General features: G+C 62.2%; 20 protein-coding genes. 12 read left to right on the top strand and 8 right to left on the bottom strand.

Annotated features, from left to right (window positions below):
* The first annotated feature begins 17 nt into the window (after window positions 1-17).
* Both LZK81_RS02180 and LZK81_RS02175 read left to right on the top strand, forming a co-directional pair.
* On the top strand, window positions 18-1271 hold the full coding sequence (locus LZK81_RS02180) for an aminopeptidase (RefSeq protein WP_233955057.1): 1254 nt from the start codon (window positions 18-20) through the stop codon (window positions 1269-1271).
* Between the two features lie 110 nt (window positions 1272-1381).
* Entirely contained in the window at window positions 1382-2323 is a 942-nt protein-coding gene (locus LZK81_RS02175; RefSeq protein WP_233955056.1) for a cyclase family protein, read from the top strand.
* Here LZK81_RS02175 and LZK81_RS02170 read toward each other — a convergent pair whose 3' ends face one another.
* Window positions 2324-2917, bottom strand: a complete 594-nt coding sequence (locus LZK81_RS02170) for an NAD(P)H-dependent oxidoreductase (protein ID WP_233955055.1) — start codon at window positions 2915-2917, stop codon at window positions 2324-2326.
* Window positions 2917-4524, bottom strand: coding sequence for an exodeoxyribonuclease VII large subunit (xseA, locus tag LZK81_RS02165; RefSeq protein ID WP_046609509.1), 1608 nt, complete (start codon window positions 4522-4524; stop codon window positions 2917-2919). Before xseA ends, LZK81_RS02170 begins: the two co-directional genes overlap by 1 nt.
* Window positions 4525-4827: 303 nt before the next feature.
* Here xseA and LZK81_RS02160 point away from each other — a divergent pair, with 303 nt between their 5' ends.
* From LZK81_RS02160 to LZK81_RS02150, 3 genes are all read left to right on the top strand, one after another.
* Complete coding sequence (locus LZK81_RS02160) at window positions 4828-5091, top strand: spike base protein, RCAP_Rcc01079 family (protein ID WP_046603024.1); 264 nt, start codon at window positions 4828-4830, stop codon at window positions 5089-5091.
* Window positions 5092-5109: 18 nt separating this feature from the next.
* Window positions 5110-5382 (top strand): hypothetical protein, encoded by a 273-nt coding sequence (locus LZK81_RS02155; protein WP_233955054.1) that lies wholly within the window; start codon window positions 5110-5112, stop codon window positions 5380-5382.
* A 137-nt stretch (window positions 5383-5519) separates the two neighbouring features.
* Window positions 5520-5750: a hypothetical protein gene (locus LZK81_RS02150; protein ID WP_046609508.1), complete on the top strand. Its 231-nt coding sequence runs from the start codon at window positions 5520-5522 to the stop codon at window positions 5748-5750.
* A 19-nt stretch (window positions 5751-5769) separates the two neighbouring features.
* On the opposite strand, the gene LZK81_RS02145 is transcribed toward LZK81_RS02150, so the two are convergent.
* The gene (locus LZK81_RS02145; protein ID WP_233955053.1) at window positions 5770-7614 is read right to left on the bottom strand and encodes a hypothetical protein; all 1845 of its coding nucleotides are present in this window, start codon (window positions 7612-7614) and stop codon (window positions 5770-5772) included.
* A 137-nt stretch (window positions 7615-7751) separates the two neighbouring features.
* Here LZK81_RS02145 and LZK81_RS02140 point away from each other — a divergent pair, with 137 nt between their 5' ends.
* Genes LZK81_RS02140 through LZK81_RS02125 form a run of 4 tightly spaced genes read left to right on the top strand, consistent with a single transcriptional unit; the run spans window position 7752 to window position 10190 of the window.
* Window positions 7752-8759: a glycosyltransferase gene (locus LZK81_RS02140; RefSeq protein WP_046609602.1), complete on the top strand. Its 1008-nt coding sequence runs from the start codon at window positions 7752-7754 to the stop codon at window positions 8757-8759.
* On the top strand, window positions 8756-9454 hold the full coding sequence (locus tag LZK81_RS02135; protein WP_233955052.1) for a class I SAM-dependent methyltransferase: 699 nt from the start codon (window positions 8756-8758) through the stop codon (window positions 9452-9454). Before LZK81_RS02140 ends, LZK81_RS02135 begins: the two co-directional genes overlap by 4 nt.
* 9 nt (window positions 9455-9463) lie before the next feature.
* Window positions 9464-9826: a transporter gene (locus tag LZK81_RS02130; RefSeq protein ID WP_233955051.1), complete on the top strand. Its 363-nt coding sequence runs from the start codon at window positions 9464-9466 to the stop codon at window positions 9824-9826.
* Between the two features lie 7 nt (window positions 9827-9833).
* A complete protein-coding gene (locus LZK81_RS02125) occupies window positions 9834-10190 on the top strand; it encodes a hypothetical protein (RefSeq protein ID WP_233955050.1) in 357 nt (118 codons plus the stop codon).
* A gap of 5 nt (window positions 10191-10195) precedes the next feature.
* On the opposite strand, the gene LZK81_RS02120 is transcribed toward LZK81_RS02125, so the two are convergent.
* The gene (locus LZK81_RS02120; protein ID WP_233955049.1) at window positions 10196-11182 is read right to left on the bottom strand and encodes a Gfo/Idh/MocA family protein; all 987 of its coding nucleotides are present in this window, start codon (window positions 11180-11182) and stop codon (window positions 10196-10198) included.
* A gap of 191 nt (window positions 11183-11373) precedes the next feature.
* Here LZK81_RS02120 and LZK81_RS02115 point away from each other — a divergent pair, with 191 nt between their 5' ends.
* The 3 genes from LZK81_RS02115 (at window position 11374) to LZK81_RS02105 (ending at window position 13817) form a co-directional block, all read left to right on the top strand.
* Window positions 11374-12324: an aldo/keto reductase gene (locus LZK81_RS02115; RefSeq protein ID WP_233955048.1), complete on the top strand. Its 951-nt coding sequence runs from the start codon at window positions 11374-11376 to the stop codon at window positions 12322-12324.
* Between the two features lie 61 nt (window positions 12325-12385).
* Entirely contained in the window at window positions 12386-13381 is a 996-nt protein-coding gene (locus LZK81_RS02110) for an aldo/keto reductase (RefSeq protein ID WP_233955047.1), read from the top strand.
* Window positions 13382-13457: 76 nt separating this feature from the next.
* Window positions 13458-13817, top strand: a complete 360-nt coding sequence (locus tag LZK81_RS02105) for a nuclear transport factor 2 family protein (protein WP_046603014.1) — start codon at window positions 13458-13460, stop codon at window positions 13815-13817.
* Between the two features lie 15 nt (window positions 13818-13832).
* On the opposite strand, the gene LZK81_RS02100 is transcribed toward LZK81_RS02105, so the two are convergent.
* From LZK81_RS02100 to LZK81_RS02085, 4 genes are all read right to left on the bottom strand, one after another.
* Entirely contained in the window at window positions 13833-14450 is a 618-nt protein-coding gene (locus LZK81_RS02100) for a hypothetical protein (RefSeq protein ID WP_233955046.1), read from the bottom strand.
* 80 nt (window positions 14451-14530) lie between these two features.
* A complete protein-coding gene (gene pheT / locus LZK81_RS02095; RefSeq protein ID WP_233955045.1) occupies window positions 14531-16954 on the bottom strand; it encodes a phenylalanine--tRNA ligase subunit beta in 2424 nt (807 codons plus the stop codon).
* A gap of 39 nt (window positions 16955-16993) precedes the next feature.
* On the bottom strand, window positions 16994-17290 hold the full coding sequence (locus tag LZK81_RS02090; protein WP_007751839.1) for a DUF2442 domain-containing protein: 297 nt from the start codon (window positions 17288-17290) through the stop codon (window positions 16994-16996).
* A complete protein-coding gene (locus LZK81_RS02085; protein ID WP_046603010.1) occupies window positions 17250-17486 on the bottom strand; it encodes a DUF4160 domain-containing protein in 237 nt (78 codons plus the stop codon). The genes LZK81_RS02090 and LZK81_RS02085 overlap by 41 nt, the downstream gene beginning before the upstream one ends.
* Window positions 17487-17493 lie beyond the last annotated feature (7 nt).

Below are 17493 nucleotides of genomic sequence, written 5' to 3'. Positions count from 1 at the left end.
ATCAGGTGAGGTCTAACATGACAATCGTGCCGAATTTTCAAACCGTCGTCGATCCTCAAAAGCTCGAAAAGCTGGCGGAAGTCGCCATCAAGGTCGGCTTGCGCCTCGAGAAGGGCCAGGATCTGGTGATCACGGCACCGCTCGCCGCCCTGCCGCTCGTGCGGCTCCTCACCAAACACGCATATATCGCCGGCGCCGGCATCGTCTCGACCTTCTATTCCGACGAAGAGACGACGCTCGCGCGCTATGAATACGCGCCCGATGCAAGCTTCGACAAGGCGTCGGACTGGCTCTACGAGGGCATGGCCAAGGCCTATGCCAACGGCGCCGCGCGGCTTGCCATCTCCGGCGACAACCCGATGATGCTCTCCGGCCAGGACCCCGCCAAAGTGGCGCGCGCCAACAAGGCCAATTCGATCGCCTACAAGCCCGCGCTCGAAAAGATCGCCAATTTCGACATCAACTGGAACATCGTGTCCTATCCCAACCCCTCCTGGGCCCGCCAGGTATTCCCGGAGGTTCCGGAAGATGTCGCAGTCGGCAAGCTGGCGGACGCGATCTTCGCCGCCTCGCGCGTCGATCTCGCCGATCCGATCGCGGCCTGGGCCGAACACAACGGCAATCTCAAGAAGCGCTCGACATGGCTCAATGGCGAGCGCTTTTCCGCACTTCACTTTACCGGCCCGGGCACCGACCTGACCGTCGGGCTTGCCGACGGCCACGAATGGCATGGCGGCGCCTCGACAGCCAAGAACGGCATTACCTGCAACCCGAACATCCCGACCGAAGAGGTCTTCACCACGCCGCATGCGCTGAAGGTGGAAGGCCATGTCTCCAGCACCAAGCCGCTCTCCCACCAGGGCACGCTGATCGACAATATCCAGGTGAAGTTCGAAGGCGGCCGGATCGTCGAGGCCAAGGCTTCGAAGGGCGAGGAAGTGCTGAACAAGGTGCTCGATACCGACGAAGGCGCCCGCCGGCTGGGCGAAGTGGCGCTGGTGCCGCATTCCTCGCCGATTTCCAAAAGCGGCATCCTGTTCTACAACACCCTGTTCGACGAAAACGCCTCCTGCCACATCGCACTCGGCCAGTGCTACTCGAAGTGCTTCCTCGACGGTGCATCGCTCAGCCAGGACCAGATCAAGGCCCAGGGCGGCAATTCGAGCCTGATCCACATCGACTGGATGATCGGCTCCGACAAGGTCGACATCGACGGCCTGCGCGCCGACGGCTCGAAGGTGCCGGTAATGCGTAAGGGCGAGTGGGCCTGATTTCGCCAATTGGTTGACTTTCCCTCTTTTACGGCAGGAAACTGAACGCGCCGGCACGCTCGATGTGTCGGCTCACCCTGATCAGGACAATCCGAAAAGAGGGAAACAGCATGCCCATTTCTCTTATGCGTCTGGCTGCACCGCTCGGCGCGGCGCTTCTCGCCATTGCGCCCGTCACCAGCGTCTTCGCCCAGGAGCCCGGCCTCTGGAGGGTCTATAACGAGACCCTGAAGGGCGCCAAATATGTGGACCTCACCCACACGATCACACCGAATATCCCCGTATGGGCGGGCTTCGGCAAATCGGCCTTCGGTCAGGCCGCGGCCGGTGTCGATCTGGAAGGTTATGCCAAGAAGGGCGACACCTTCACCTATGAGAAGCATGGTTTCGCCGCATCCACCTACAATCTCGCCACCGACCAGCTCGGTACGCAGCTCGATCCGCCGGCCCACTGGGCGCCGGAATATGCGGCGATCGACGAACTTCCAGCCACCTATGCCGTGCGGCCGCTCGTCGTCGTCAATATCGAGGACAAGGTGAAGACCGATGCCGGCTACCACCTGCAGGTCTCCGACATTGCCGATTTCGAGAAGAAGAACGGCAGGATCCCGGAAGGCTCGGTCGTGTTCGTGCGCTCCGGCTGGTACAAGAAATGGCCGGATCCCTCGCTTTCCACGACGAAGCCGTTTCCCGGCGTCAGCCTCGATGCATTGAAATTCCTGCATCTGGAGCGAAAGATCCTGTTTCACGGCCACGAGCCGCTCGATACCGACACGACGCCCAACCTCGAAGGCGAATACTGGCTGATGCACAACGGGTTCGCGCAGGCGGAAGGCGTAGCGAACCTCGACAAGGTGCCGGAAACGGGTGCGCTGGTGGCAATCGGCTATCCGAAATTCGGCGGCGGTGTCGGCGGGTATGCCCGCTATATCGCCATATGCCCGCCGGACTGGCAGTTCGGCGTGACGATCGGCTCGGTGCCGGAGGCGCCACTTCAGAAATTCGACAAGCCGCTGCATTTCGACGAGAAGGCCGGCATGCGGGTGCGCTGACTACCGCAAGGATCGGAGCGCGGCCTTGACGCGCTCCAGATGCCGCCCGCGCTTGTCTGCCGTGGCGCGGTCCATGTCGTGCAGGGCCAGCATGCGGAATTCGGCTTTTCTATTGCAGAAGACAGCGATGCCGCGCTTGAGTTGGCGGCGCACGGGATCGCCCATGTAGAACTTCACCACCCACCACGGCGAACCTGTGGTCGTGAAGACCCAGAAATGGCGGATGTTGGTGAGCAGCGGGACGATCCTCCCACCCGCCTTGTCGTGACGGAAGGCGACGCCTGGCGCAAAGACCCGGTCGAAGAAACCCTTCAGCACCGCCGGCAGGTTGAACCACCACTGCGGAAAGACAAATATCAGTGCCTCGGCCTTCTGCAGCCGTGCCACGAGATCCGCCACCTCCGATGTGTCGTAGGGCACATCGAAATAACCGCGCCGTTCTCGTTCCGTCAGCCGCGGATCGAAACTCTCCGCATAAAGATCGAGCAGATCGACCGTGTGGCCGTTCGCCTCCAGGGTCTCACGCGCCAAACGGGCAACCGAATGCGCAAAACTGTCCGGCAGAGGATGGGCAAGCACCAGGAGAACATGCATCAGAAGAGCGTGCCCTGTTTCGGCGCGCCTCCGGGCGGCTCCGGTTTCGCCGGTCGCTTCTTGGGCTGAGGCGGCACGGCGGACGGAACCGCAGGATCGCCACCCTCGCCCGTCACCGCCGTAATCCGCCCATCGGCGAATTCCACGGAGATACCCTGCCCCTCGCCGATGCCGGCGGCGCGCGTCAGCGGCCGGTCGTCCTCACCCCGCACGACGGCAAAGCCGCGTTTCAGCACGTTCTTGTAGGAGAGCGATTGCAGAACGCGATCCTGCGCGGTGATTGCCGCACGGCTGCGTATCAGCGTGTGCGAAATCGCCGTATCCGCATGACGGGCCATCGACGTGAGGTGCTGGCGCTCGCGCTGCAACTGGCCGAGCAATCTTGCCGGGAGCGCCGAAAGCGAAGCGCCGGCCTTGGCAACGCGGTTGTTCTCCTTCAGCAATTGCCGTTCCAGGCAACGGTCGCCGCGCGTCAGCCGGTCGGCCAGCAACTGCCGCTGCTGGGCAAGGCGGTTGGTCAGCAGTTCCAGCCGCAGCCCCGAAGAGGCTCGTTCAAAACTGCGGCGTTTGACCACCGTGGTGCGCTCAAGCCCGCGGCCGAGACCGGCCGCCGCTTCGTCAAAACGACGGCGCGGCAGGGCAAGCAGCTGGTCGAGCGAGGGAAGCGCGCGGACCAGCGCCCGCACGGACTGACGGCTCTGGTCCATCTGGCGGCTGGCGGCGCCGCGCAAGCGGGCGGTTAGATTGGCGGCCTGCGCTTCCAGATCCGCCTTGACCGGCACCGCCATTTCGGCGGCACCTGTCGGCGTGGGCGCACGGATGTCGGCGGCGTGGTCGATCAGCGTCCAGTCGGTCTCATGACCGACGGCCGAGATCAGCGGGATCTCGCTGTCCGCCGCGGCACGCACGACCGCCTCGTCGTTGAAACTCCAGAGGTCCTCGAGACTGCCTCCGCCGCGCGCGACGATCAGCACGTCCGGCCGCTTGATCGGCCCGCCGGGCGCCATCGCATTGAAACCGCGGATCGCGGCCGCCACCTCGTCGCCCGATCCTTCGCCTTGCACCTTGACCGGCCAGACTATGACATGCATCGGAAAACGGTCGGCGATGCGATGCAGGATATCACGGATGACAGCGCCGGTCGGCGAGGTCACGACGCCGATGACCCGCGGCAGGAAGGGCAGAGGCCGCTTCCGGCTCTGGTCGAACAGGCCCTCAGCCCCAAGCCGGCGCCGACGTTCTTCGAGCAGCGCCATCAGCGCGCCGGCACCTGCCGGCTCCAGGTTCTCGATGACGATCTGGTATTTCGAGGAGCCCGGGAAAGTCGTGATCTTGCCCGTCGCAATCACTTCCATCCCTTCTTCGGGGCGGAACTTGATCCGCGGGAAGCTGCCCTTCCAGATCACGGCGTCGATCCGGGCGCGATCGTCCTTCAGCGAAAAATAGGCGTGGCCCGAGGAATGCTGACCGCGATAACCGGAAATCTCGCCGCGCACGCGCACATGGTCGAACGCGTTCTCTACCGTGCGCTTGATCGAGCCGGACAGTTCCGACACCGAAAACTCGGTGAGGTTCGTGGGCGAATCGTTGTCGAGCAAACTGGTCATCCTTTTCTTCTAAAGGAAGAGCGCGGCGATTTCACCAGTTCCAGGCAGCGGAAACGGGGATGATGTGCCCGCAAAAAGAACGTTTCGAATGGCTATTTCGATGATGCATTAAGGGACGGTCCCGCGGGCGGTTCGTGCCCAAGCATTTGGCGTTGCACCTTTTCTTTTGCCGGAGAAGCCACATTTCTTTCTCTGGAGAGGCCGGAAACTTCCGGCACAGCACTTTTTTAGAGCCTCGCATTTTCCCCACCGGAGAGAGGAAAGCGACAATGACGGCAAGCGATATTCAAGGAGATCTCGTCCATGCCAGACCGTTTCGCCAATACTCAAGCCTCGCTCTCCGGCCCCGCCGCCTCCGGATTTGCGATCACGCCCAGCGACAGCGCCGACCTGCCGGAGACAACGCGCGCGCTCTATGTGGGGACCGGGGGCCATCTGTCCGTCCGCATGCTGTCCGGCGAGACACTGACACTTTCGAACGTACCGGCTGGCGGCCTGCTTCCGTTGCGGGTAACCCGCGTGTTTGCGACCGGCACGACGGCGGTGGCGATCGCCGGACTCGTCTGAGGGAAACGGTGGGCAGCGATGCGGCCTAAACCCTTGCTGCTGCGTTTCGAGGACAGGCAGCAGGCCATGTCCGTGCTCGGCGAGATCGGCATTGCGTTCGATGCCGTCTCTGGTGACGGCATCATCCGCAAGCCGACAGGCGAAACGGCCGAATTCGAAGGCGAGGTCGTCGCCCTCACCTGTCCGGTCTCGGGCTACCATGTCCGGCTTATCTGGCGAGGAGACCTGCCACGCTCATTGATGCCATATCTTGTGGATCGTGGCGCTTCAGGCGAATGCCAGAGCCACTGAACATGGCTTAACCGCACCGAATCAGATCGTATCGAAGTCGTCGCGTGCCTTGACGCCCGTCATGCGTTGGAACGAAAGCGTTTATTAGCACGTTGCTAATAGGCTCGTTCCCTTGAGGTGGATGAGGAGATATCCGAGTGCTTTTCCTGACCGCTGCATCGATTGGCATTTGCGTCGGCATGATGCGGTCCGCATTCTCGATCGCTTTTATCGGCGTCATGATCACCGCGACATTCGCGCTCGCGACCGCCGTATCACCCGGCCCGGCGTCCTATTTCAATCTGCTGATTGCCATCCTCGGCTACAATGCCGGCCTGATCGGGTTCCTCACCGGCCTTTTCGCTCTGAATATCCGCCGCGCGGCGTGAGCGCATTTCATCCCCGCAATCAATTCTTGTCCGGCAGTACCTTGTAGAGGCGAAAACCGCTTTTGCTCGGTTGTCCGAACGGCTGCAGATAATCGGGCACCTGGCCGCGGGCGAGATTGGCATAGAGCCCGTCCGGCTTGCGCCTGATCAGGGCGTCCGTCTGCGGATCGGTCTTGCAGAAGGCCAGCGCCGTCACGCCGGCCCCTCTCATAAAGGCCTTTGCCTCGCCCGGCTGAGCGAGACCGATATAAAGTTCGGTCAGCATGCCTTTCTGGTTGCGGTGATAGGGTGCCGTCAGAACCCTGTGGGGGGTCCAGCGCAGGATATCCGCCCCGCTGTTCGAGGGCGCGACTATGACGCCCGCAGGCAATGTGTTCAACGCGACCATATCCGCCGGATCGCCGCACTCACCGACTTCGCCATCGGATATGCCGGCACTCGAAAGTGCCCGCATGTCGGCCGCCTGTTTCCAGCCATGCACCGCAAGGACGCCGCCCAGGGCCCAGACGACCGGCACGGACATCAGCACCGTGCTGATATAGGCAAAGGCGGCGCTGGGATTTTTCGGATCGGCCGCGGAGGCGCGCCGCAGATCGGCGATCAGAAGCGACAACGGCAGGATGGCCAGCATGTTGGAAAAGAAAGCGCCACGCACCTGCAGCAGCGCGATCCCCCATGACGCCCCGATCAGCGCCAGAAGCACGAGATGGAGCTCCGTCTTCTCCCGCCTCAGGCTGCGGACAAGGCAGACCATGATCGCAAAAAGCCCGACCGCGTAGAATCCGCCCACCATTTCCGGCTCGGCCCGGGCCTCCGCCAGAAACGAACGCGCCTCCGTCACGCCGTTCAGCCAAAGCTCGACCAACAGCGGATCGAGCGTGCTCAACGGATCGGCGAGGCATTGCGGCGCGATGATGCGGGTAGTCAGAAGAAGGAGACCGCCGGTGCCGCCGGCCAGCGCGATGCGGACGATACGACCTGGTTGTCTCGGCAGGCTCGCGAGGAGAAACAGCGCCGCCCCTCCGAGAGCGGAAAGGGCATAGAAACCGAGCGAAAAGTTGTCGCAGGTGACGACCGCATAGGCACGCGGCGGGATCGTCAGGAAGAAGGCCGCCGAGACGGACAGCGCCAGCGACAGGCCGAAGAAACGGGCCGATCGGGAAAATGCCCGGCCGTGCCAAACCCACGGAAACGCGACGCAGACACAGACGACGGCAACAAAAGGCGTCGTTTCGACGCCGATCGCCAATGCCAGCGCACAGGCGATGGCAGCGACGATATAGCTCGACGCCCGCCTCTGCGGATCGACCAGCATGGCGGCGATCCACATGACGAGCATGAGCTGGACATTGTGATGGTCGATGGAACCAGGCTTGAAGCGGACGCAGCCGAGGGCGAAGAGCGCACCGAGACCGAGTGCGATATGCATGGCCGCGACGCCCGCCAGCCGGCGGACAGCCAGGCCGAGCGGCAGAAGCATAAGCGGCACCAGAAGAAGAGGCCAGATCGTGACGACGACGACTTCGGCCTTATCCGGCGTGAGGAAGAGCGAAAACAACCGGATCAGCAGCGCAATCGGCAGATCGATCAACCGCGACCAGTGCATCAGCGTGCCGCCCTCGAGGCCGAGCCGGTACTGGGTTAGATCGAACCAGTTCTGGCCACCGAGAAAATCCCTGACCTCGACGAGCCGCATGACGTCGTCATTGTCGGCTCCGACGTAATCCTTAGTAGCGTCCGAGAGAAGAAACGAGAGAGCTATTGCGGCAGCGATGAGCGCATAAAGAGCCACCGCAGGCAGAAGCCGCGACAATAGCGGCACAACGGGCTGGCCTGGCGCCCTCGATAAGGATCTGTCTGCCATGTTTTCCGTCATCCTGGTGCGGACTTTTCGCCTGTTTCGGGGGTCGAGGAAACCTAGCCTTAACCTTCCCAAGAAATAGTAAAGCCTGCGGCACGGGAGACTCCCGCGTTCGGTTTTCAGTGTATCGAGTGAACAACATGACCGACGCCCTGACCGGCCATTTCGACATCGCAATCCTGCTGCCCTGTTATAACGAAGCGATGACTATCGCCGGCGTGGTGCGTGGCTTTCGCGAGGCTCTGCCGGGCGCCCGGATCTTTGTCTACGACAACAATTCCACGGACGGCACAGCCCTCCAGGCCATGCTTGCAGGGGCGCTGGTGATGCGCGAGCGGCGGCAGGGCAAGGGCCATGTGGTGCGTCGCATGTTCGCCGACATCGATGCGGACATCTACATCATGGCCGACGGAGACGGCACTTATGCGCCGCAGGATGCGGAAGAATTGGTCCGCACGCTCTTGACCGAGCGCGCCGACATGGTGGTCGGCACTCGGCGCGGCGTACATGCGGATGCCGGGCGGCAGGGTCATGCGGCGGGCAACCGGCTGTTCAACTTCCTCTACCGGACGATGTTCGCGCCTGACTTCACCGACATCTTCTCCGGTTACCGGGCCTTCTCGCGCCGGTTCGTAAAGAGCTTTCCGGCGGTCTCAGGCGGGTTCGAGATCGAGACCGAAATGTCGGTGCATGCCTCGCTGCTCAAGCTGCCGGTCTGCGAGATCGAGCTCCACTACGGAAGGCGCCCGGAAGGCTCGCATTCCAAGCTCTCGACCTTCAAGGACGGCGCCAAGATCCTCTGGATGTTTGCGATGCTGATGAAGGAAACGCGGCCCTTCGCGTTTTTCGGCCTGATCAGCGGCGCCTTCATGGCGGCGAGCCTGATCTTCATGGCGCCGGTGTTGGTCGCCTATTTCCAGACCGGCCTGGTGGAGCGCATGCCCACCTGGGTTTTCTCACTGGTGCTGATGCTGGTTTCGCTGCTGATCTTCACCGCCGGGCTGATTCTCGATTCCGTGTCGCGCGCGCGGGCCGAACAGCTCCGTATCCATTATATGAGCCTGCCGGCCAGCGCCCATGCCGCCGATCCTGCGCCGATCACGGCCCAGCCCGCCAAGCCCGAGCGGCGCAGGACCAAAGCGGCATGAACCGGGAAACCACCAACCGCATCCGCTTCGTCATCGAGGATTTGCTGCCGCCGATCCTGCGGGATTCGCCGCTTTTCCTCTGGCTCGCCAAGCGCGTCTGGGGCGACCATATCAGCCATCTCGCCAGCTTTCGGGAGCGGGCGCCTTTCCTGACCGCGGAGGAATATGCGGACCTCTACCGCAACCATCCGCGCGTCCATGAAGGCACGGACAATTCGGCGGCCTGCATCCGGCGCATCAATTCCATGCTCACCGGGACCAGCGTCTGCGATGTCGGCTGTGGCACCGGCGCCCTGCTCACCCATATCCGCGCCGCCCATCCCGAACTCACGCGTCTGGTCGGCGTCGATTTCGTCGTCGAGGACGCGGCTGCCATCGAAGGCGTCGAATATGTCGCCGCCAAGATCGAGGACCTGCCGTTTGCCGATGGCGAGTTCGACACGGTGGTCTGTACCCATGTGATCGAACATGTTCTGGAATATCAAAAGGCGATTGCGGAACTGCGGCGGATCGCCAAAAAGCGGCTGATCATCGTCGTGCCGCGCGAACGGGAATCCCGCTACACGTTCAATCCGCATTTCAACTTCTTCGCCTACACCCATTCCTTCCTGCGCGCCGCCCATCCGGTGCCGGAAGTCTATGTCTGCGAGGATATCGGCCGCGATATCTTCTACAGCGAAGACCGGCCGGGCTGAGGATATTCGATGTTCGCCTCGCTTTCCCCCATCACCTGGCTCGGGCTTCTCGGAACGCCGCTGCTGATCGCCATGGGGCAGGTTCTCTTCAAGATGACCAGCTCCACTGTCGGAGACTTCTCGCTGCGGGGGCTGTTGGCACTTGCCGCCAATCCGGTGCTGATCGCAGCATTGGCGCTTTACGGTTTCGGCACGATCGTCTGGATCTACGTGCTGAAATCCGTGCCGTTGACGCTCGCCTATTCCTTCATGGGGCTGACATTCTGCTTCGTGCCGCTGCTGGCGCAATTGTTCTTCGGCGAGCCGCTGACGTTTCGATATGCGCTCGGAACCGTGCTGATCTTCGCCGGTCTGCTGGCGATCAACGGCTGACCGCAGGATGACCAACCGCGTCCGGTTTGCCATTCTCCTCGCGCTGCTGATCATCGTCGATGCGCTGCTCCTGCAGCTGCTGACTACGGCGACCGAGGCCGGCACGCTGATAGACCGGCTGATATCGCTCGGTGCGGGCCTGGTTGCCGCGCTGATCCTGCACAGGATCGCTCCTATGGCTCGGGATCAAGCACGCCAGCCGGGTTTCTGGCCGCTCGTTGCGGTCGGCCTTGTCCTTAACTACGGAGTTTTTTCAGCGCTGGCTTCGCGCGCGCCGCATGTGCAGCCGCTCGTGCATCTCGGCTTTTCCTGGGCCTGCACACTCATCTTCGGCGGCTTCGGGCTATATCGCATCCGCCGCTGACGGAACTAGACCGCTTCCCAGCCGTCGTGCCCGCCGGCGCGATAGATCGCGTCGATGAACTTCTGGTTCGCCAGCGAATTCTCGAGCGTCACGACTTCGACCGGCTCGCCCCTGGCGGCCTTCGCGAAGGCCTCCGCCTGGCGCTTGTATTGCCGGCTGTCCGGGAAGCGGAAGATCTGCGACACCGCGTGGTTCTGGTTGGTGAGTTCGATTTCCTCGGCGCCCCAGCGGCCGGCATTGAAGGGTGACTTGACCTCGATATACCCCTCGGTACCGTGGAAGACCATCAGCTGGCGGGCGGCCATCTGGGTTGCGATGTAGAAGGTCATTTCGAACGAACCGAAATCCGCCTTGACGCTGGAATAGATATCCGTGCCGAAACCGGGATCGCGGTCCACGCACGCCTGGACCCGCTGCGGTTCCTGGCCGGTGACGAAACGGGTCGTGATCGTCGGGTAGACGCCGATATCCGGCAGGGCGCCGCCGCCGAGTTCCGGGATGTTGCGCATGTTGGACGGGTCGCGGTTGAAATAGCTGAACGAGCCCTGCACGTGTTTCAGCTCGCCGATCGCCTTTTGGCTCAGGAGTTCGCGCACCTTCAGCCAGACCGGCGCGTAAGTGACCATGAACGCTTCACAGATCAGCTTGCCGGTGCGATCGCGCACCTTGATCAGATCTTCGATCTCGCTCGCCTTGATCGCAATCGGCTTTTCGGAGAGCACATGCTTGCCGGCTTCGGCGGCCTTGATCGACCATTCGACATGCTGGCTGGACGGCAGCGGGATATAGACGGCGTCGATGACCTCGGACGCCAGCATCTCGTCGTAGGAACCGAAGGCATGCGGGGCGCCGAAACGGTCGGCGAGCGCCCGCGCCTTGGCGAGATCGCGGCTGGCAAAGGCGGTGACGACGCAGTTCTCCGCATCCTGGATCGCCGGCACCACCTGTTCATGACCGATCTTGGCAGTCGACAGGATTCCGAAACGCAGCATGTGAGCCTCCCTATGGCATTGTTGCCGCACCTTATTGGCCTGCTGGGAACAGCGCAACGGCACGCCGGATGCGGCGCTTGAAAAAGTGATCGTCCGCCCAAAATAGGGGCTGGTCGGCGGCGGAACATCGGCTAATCTCAGGCTCCTTTCCCAGGCTCAACCACTCACTTAAAAAATTTTGGAGGAATATCATGGAGCTGCGCGCACTCGGCCGAACCGGCCTTTCCATTGCGCCCGTCGTTCTCGGCGGCAACGTCTTCGGCTGGACCGCCGACGAGAGGACGTCGTTCGACATCCTCGACCGTTTCTTCGATGCCGGCTTCAACACGATCGACACTGCCGACAGCTACAATCGCTGGGTGCCCGGCCATGTCGGCGGCGAGTCCGAGGCGATCATCGGCAAGTGGCTGAAGAGCGGCGGCGTCTCCCGCGACAAGGCGGTCATCGTCACCAAGGTGGGTTCCGACATGGGCCAGGGCAGGAAGGACCTGTCCGCCAAGTGGATCCTCGAAGAGGTCGAAAACTCCCTGCGCCGCCTGCAGAGCGACTATATCGACCTCTACCTCGCTCACTGGCCGGACGAAGCCGTACCTTACGAGGAAACGCTCGGCGCCTTCGCCAAGCTGAAGGAACAGGGCAAGATCCGCGCGATCGGCTGCTCCAACCTCGACGCCAAGATGCTGCAGGACTCTTTCGACGCAGCCAAGAAGGCCGGCCTGCCGCGCTACGACGTGCTGCAGCCGCAATACAATCTCTATGACCGCGACACGTTCGAAGGCCCGCTTGCGGATCTCTGCGTCAAGGAAGAGATCGGCGTCATCAACTATTACGGCCTCGCCTCCGGCTTCCTGACCGGCAAATACCGTGAAAAGGCCGATACCGAAGGCAAGGCACGCGGCGGCCGGGCGCTCGGTTATCTGAACGACAAGGGCCTGCGCATCCTCGCAGCCCTCGACGAAATCTCGGTCGAGACCAATGCGGAGCCTGCCTCGATCGCGCTCGCGTGGCTCGTCCAGACCCGCGGCGTCACCGCGCCGATCGCCAGCGCCACCAGCGTCGGCCAGCTCGACGCGATCATCGCCGCCGGCAATCTGACGCTTTCGGCTGACCAGATGAAACTACTCAACGAGGCCGGTGCCTGATCAATCCAACGGGCGCCACGAGACGCCCGTCAGTTTTCTGCCATCACAAAAGGAGGCTCTCATGAAAATGAGAAAGCTCGGAAAAGAACTAACCGTTTCCGCCGTCGGCCTCGGCTGCATGGGCATGAGCCACGGTTACGGCGGCCAGGACGAACAGGAAGCGATCAGGACGCTGCACCGCGCCGTGGATCTCGGCGTCAATTTCTTCGACACGGCCGAAGTCTACGGTCCTTTCAAGAACGAGGAACTGGTCGGCAAGGGCCTGAAACCGTTCCGCGACAAAGTGGTCATCGCCACCAAGTTCGGTTTCAAGATCGATCCGAATGCGTCCGACGCCCGGGCCATGTCCGGCCTCGACAGCCGGCCGGAACATGTACGCGAAGTGGCTGAGGCCTCGCTGAAACGCCTCGGCGTCGAGGTGATCGACCTCTTCTACCAGCACCGTGTCGATCCGAACGTGCCGATCGAAGATACGGTGGGCGCGATGGCCGAACTGGTGAAGGAAGGCAAGGTGCGTGCACTCGGCCTTTCCGAAGCAGGTGCGGACGCCATCCGCCGCGCCCATGCGGTTCACCCGATCACCGCCCTGCAGAGCGAATATTCGCTCTGGACCCGCGAGCCGGAAGGCGAGATCCTCGAAACCTGCCGCGAACTCGATATCGGTTTCGTGCCGTTCAGCCCGCTCGGCCGCGGTTTCCTCACAGGCAAGATCCAGAAGCCGGAGGATTTCGGCCCCGACGACTTCCGCAACACGCTGCCGCGCTTCAGCGCCGAGAACATGGCCGCCAATGCCGCCCTGGTGAAGATGCTGGAGGACATGGCTGCCCAGAAGGGCGTCACCGCCGCGCAGCTGGCGCTTGCCTGGGTTCTCGCCCAGGGCGATTTCATCGTGCCCATCCCCGGTGCCCGAAAAATCCCGCATCTGGAACAAAACGTCGCCGCCACCGAAATTTCGCTGTCGGCAGACGAGCTCAAGACCCTCGGCGACCTGCTGGCGCCGGAGAAATTCTCCGGCACCCGCTATGCGGCGCAGGCGATGGCCTGGACCAATCGTTAAGTTTGCTCTTGCTAACGCAACCTTGGATTTCCATCTTCCCGTGTTAGCATGCTGGAGCTAACACGGGAGAAAATCGATGTCCGAAGAGCGGGCCGTTCAGGCGGTGATCCATCTCTATGTGGACGGAATGACGTTTGCGCATGAGGCAGCGCTTCGGAAGGCGTTTCATCCGAAGGCGTGCATCATCGGCAACTACGATGGAGCGGTCGAGTGGCTGTCGCTCGAGGACTTCATCGGGGCGGTCACCTCGGAAGGTCCCGCCCCTGCCGGCACGCAGCCGCTGATCCAGATCGAAACGCTCGACGTTACCGGCGACGCCGCGACGGTCAAGGTGGTGGACCAGTTCGCCGGCATGCGGTTTTCGGATTATCTCTCGCTTCTGAAGATCGACGGCCGATGGATGATCGTCAACAAGCTCTATCACCTGCATTCCTGAACGGTCCGCTATCGCTTACCGTTCAAGCGCCGGAAACCCGATGTAGTGCTCGGAATGATCGCCTTCGTTGTTGGGCAGTCCGATCTTGGTGAGGACGCCCCGCGGCTCGGCGAAGCTTCGGATCCGCCGGGCAGGTTTTTCGTGCCACTGGATGTTCATCGCCCAGAGTTTCGGAAAGACCATGATCGACGAGTAAGGCAGGTGGTCGTGGATCCACCAAGCCATCTTCTGCCAATCGCCGTCGTCGTGATAGTTGTCGATCAGCCAGGGGAAGACGACACAGGCCGTGGCACCCATGAAGCCCTTGGCATCGCGCCGATCCCAGATATGGTCGGCCGCCGTGTTGGCATTGGAGGAGCAATTGAGATTGTTCTTGTTGCCGAATTCGTTGACCTTGGCACAGCGATAACCGGAGCGCAGATGCAGCCGCCCGAACGTCGCCTGCAGCGGTTCCAGCAGTTCCTCACAGAGGTGCCGGCCAGCTTCGATAGCCAGGTCCGGATCTTCCGGCATGTTCGGGATGGCGTAGAAATTGGCTATCTCCGAAAACAGGAAATCGCGGAAGAAGAAGTTTTTCGACAGCCGCACCCGGCCGAGTTCTTCGAGCCCCTTCATCGATCCCGGTGTGCGCATCCGTTCCTCCAAAACAAAAAGCCTGCCCGGCTTCGTCAGCGGGGCAGGCTATCTTTCGTAAGTGATTCAGGCCACCCGTTTCAGGCGCGCAAGGTTCCGCCCGTGGTCTTTTCGACATTGGCGACGATCTTGGCCGTCAGCGCGTCGAAATCCTCGTCGGTGAGCGTGCGCTCGGCCGGCTGGATCAGCACTTCGACCGCAATCGACTTCCGGCCCTCGCCGAGCGACGCACCTTCGAACACGTCGAAGACGTTGACGCCGGTGATCAGCTTGCGGTCGGCGGTCACCGCCGCCTTGACGATCGCGCCGGCTTCCACATCGCTCGAAACCACGAAAGCGAAGTCGCGTTTGACCACCTGGAAGGGTGAAAGCTCAAGCGGCGGCTTGGTGCGCGTCGCCTTCTTCTTCGGCTCGGGCATGGCATCGAGGAATACTTCGAAACCGCAGAGCGCGCCGGAAACGTCCAGGGCACCCAGCGTCTTCGGATGGAATTCACCGAAATAACCGAGCACGACTTTCGGACCCATCTTGATGGTGCCGGAGCGGCCCGGATGATACCATTCCGGCGCGCCCTTCTCGATCTGCACATTGCCCATCGGCAGGCCGCAGGCTTCGAGCACCGCCAGCGCATCGGCCTTGGCGTCGAACACATCGACCAGCTTGCCGCCGCCCTTGGCAGTGTTCGACCAGAGACGGCCGCTGCCGTTGATGGTAGCCGTGCCGCGACGAATGCCGCCGGCAACGCGGCGCTGGCCTTCCGGCCTGTCGCTCTCGTAAGTGCCGGACACCTCGAAGATCGCCACGTCACCAAAGCCCTTGTCAGCATTTCGCTGTGCCGCAGCCAGCAGGCCCGGAAGCAGCGACGGCCGCATGTCGGACATGTCGGCGGCGATCGGGTTCGCCAGCTTCAGCGCCCGGGCGCCGCCACCGAAGAGCTTTGCCTGATCTTCCGGAATGAACGACCAGGTGACCGCTTCCAGCATGCCGCGCGAGGCAAGCGCCCGCTTGGCGGTGCGGGTGCGGATCTGCAGGGTTGTCAGGATCTTGGCATTGACGCTCGAGAGTTTTTCGATCGGCTCAGGCTTGATCTGGTCGACGCCATGAATGCGCATGACTTCTTCGACGAGGTCGGCCTTGCCGTCGACGTCAGGACGCCAGGACGGCACGGTGACGGAAACGCGTTCTCCGGAACCTTCGACCGCGAAACCAAGTCGCGTCAGGATATGACGGCTTTCCTCGGTCGAGACTTCAAGGCCCGTCAGGCGTTTCACTTCCGCATAAGGGAAGTCGACGATCTTCGGCTGATGGCCCTTGTAACCCACGACTTTCGCTTGCGCGGCCACGCCGCCGCAGAGTTCCAGCACCAGCTGGGTGGTGCGGTCAAGGCCGGGAACCATGTATTCCGGATCGACGCCACGTTCGAACCGGTAGCGCGCATCGGTGATGATGCCGAGCGAACGGCCGGACTTGGCGATGTTGATCGGGTCCCAGAGAGCCGATTCGATCAGAACATCGACGGTGTTTTCGTCGCAGCCCGAATGTTCGCCACCCATGATGCCGCCGATCGATTCCACGCCGTTGTCGTCGGCGATGACGACGTTGCCGGGGTTCAGCTTGTATTCGCGCGTATCGAGCGCCAGCACCGTCTCGCCTTCCAACGCACGGCGCACCGTCAGGTCGCCCTTCACCTTGGCGGCATCGAAGACGTGCATCGGCCGGCCATGGTCGAAGGTCATGAAGTTGGTGATATCGACCAGCGCGTTGATCGGGCGAAGGCCGATCGCCTTCAGCCGCTGCTGCATCCACAATGGGCTCGGGCCGTTTTTGACGCCGCGCACGAGGCGCAGGCCGAAACCGGGGCAGAGCCGCCCGTCGTCGAGAACGATCTTGAGGCCGATCGAGGTCTGGCCTTCGGTCTTGAAGTCCGGCTTTGCCTGAGGTTTCAGCGTGCCGAGGCCCGACGCCGCCAGATCGCGGGCGATGCCGTGGATCGACGTGCAGTCCGGACGGTTCGGCGTCAGGTTGATCTCGATGACCGGATCGTCGAGGCCCGCATAGGAGGCGAACGGCGTGCCGACCGGAGCATCCTCGGGCAGATCGATGATGCCATCGTGATTGTCCGACATGTCGAGCTCTTTTTCCGAGCACATCATGCCATGGCTTTCGACGCCGCGGATATTGCCGACGGCCAGCGTCACGTCGATGCCCGGAACGTAAGTGCCAGGTTTCGCAAACGCGCCGACCAGACCGGCGCGTGCGTTCGGCGCACCGCAGACGACCTGCACCGGCTTGCCGTCACCGGCATCGACCATCAGCACCTTGAGGCGATCCGCGGACGGGTGCTTTTCGGCAGAGAGAACCCTGGCGATGACGAACGGCTTGTAGGCCGCCTTGTCATCGACATCCTCGACCTCAAGCCCGATCGCCGTGAGGCGCTCGCAGATCTCATTGAGGGTCGCATCCGTTTCCAGATGATCCTTCAGCCAGGAGAGTGTGAATTTCATTGTCTTTGTTCTCGTCTCAAAATCATCAGGAAAATCGGATCAGGCGGCCTTCTCCGGTGCCTTGGCACCGGGTGCCTTTATGCCCAGGAACATGCTTTTCACCGAAATGCCCTCATCGACAGCGGTCCACCAGATTCCTTCGTACATCAATTCGATGTCGTTCAGCTGGTTGTCGGTCAGCTTCGACAGGAACGGATACCACCAGAGAGGCGTCGCGATGACGCGACCGTCGGCGAGCGCCACATGAACTTCGCCGTCGGCACACCAGGCCCGAACAGGCCGCATCTCGTCAGTTTCAAAGGCCAAAGAAGTCATGCCAAACGCCCAGCCATTCATCACGATGTTCCGAGGCTACCTTCAGCAGCCTCGCAATTTCCTGGTCACTATACCCTTTATTCTGCGCGACTTCCAAATTCCTCAGCCAGACCTTCAGGGATTTTGAATCCTTGACGATATGGACATGCGGCGGTTCGCCCACATCCAAAGCGTAGAACCGGAACTTGTATCCATGCCAGATCAGCAGGGTCGGCATTCGTCAG

The organism is Neorhizobium galegae (genome assembly GCF_021391675.1).
GTDB lineage: Bacteria > Pseudomonadota > Alphaproteobacteria > Rhizobiales > Rhizobiaceae > Neorhizobium > Neorhizobium galegae_B.
This window is presented reverse-complemented; position numbering and strand designations above follow the sequence as displayed.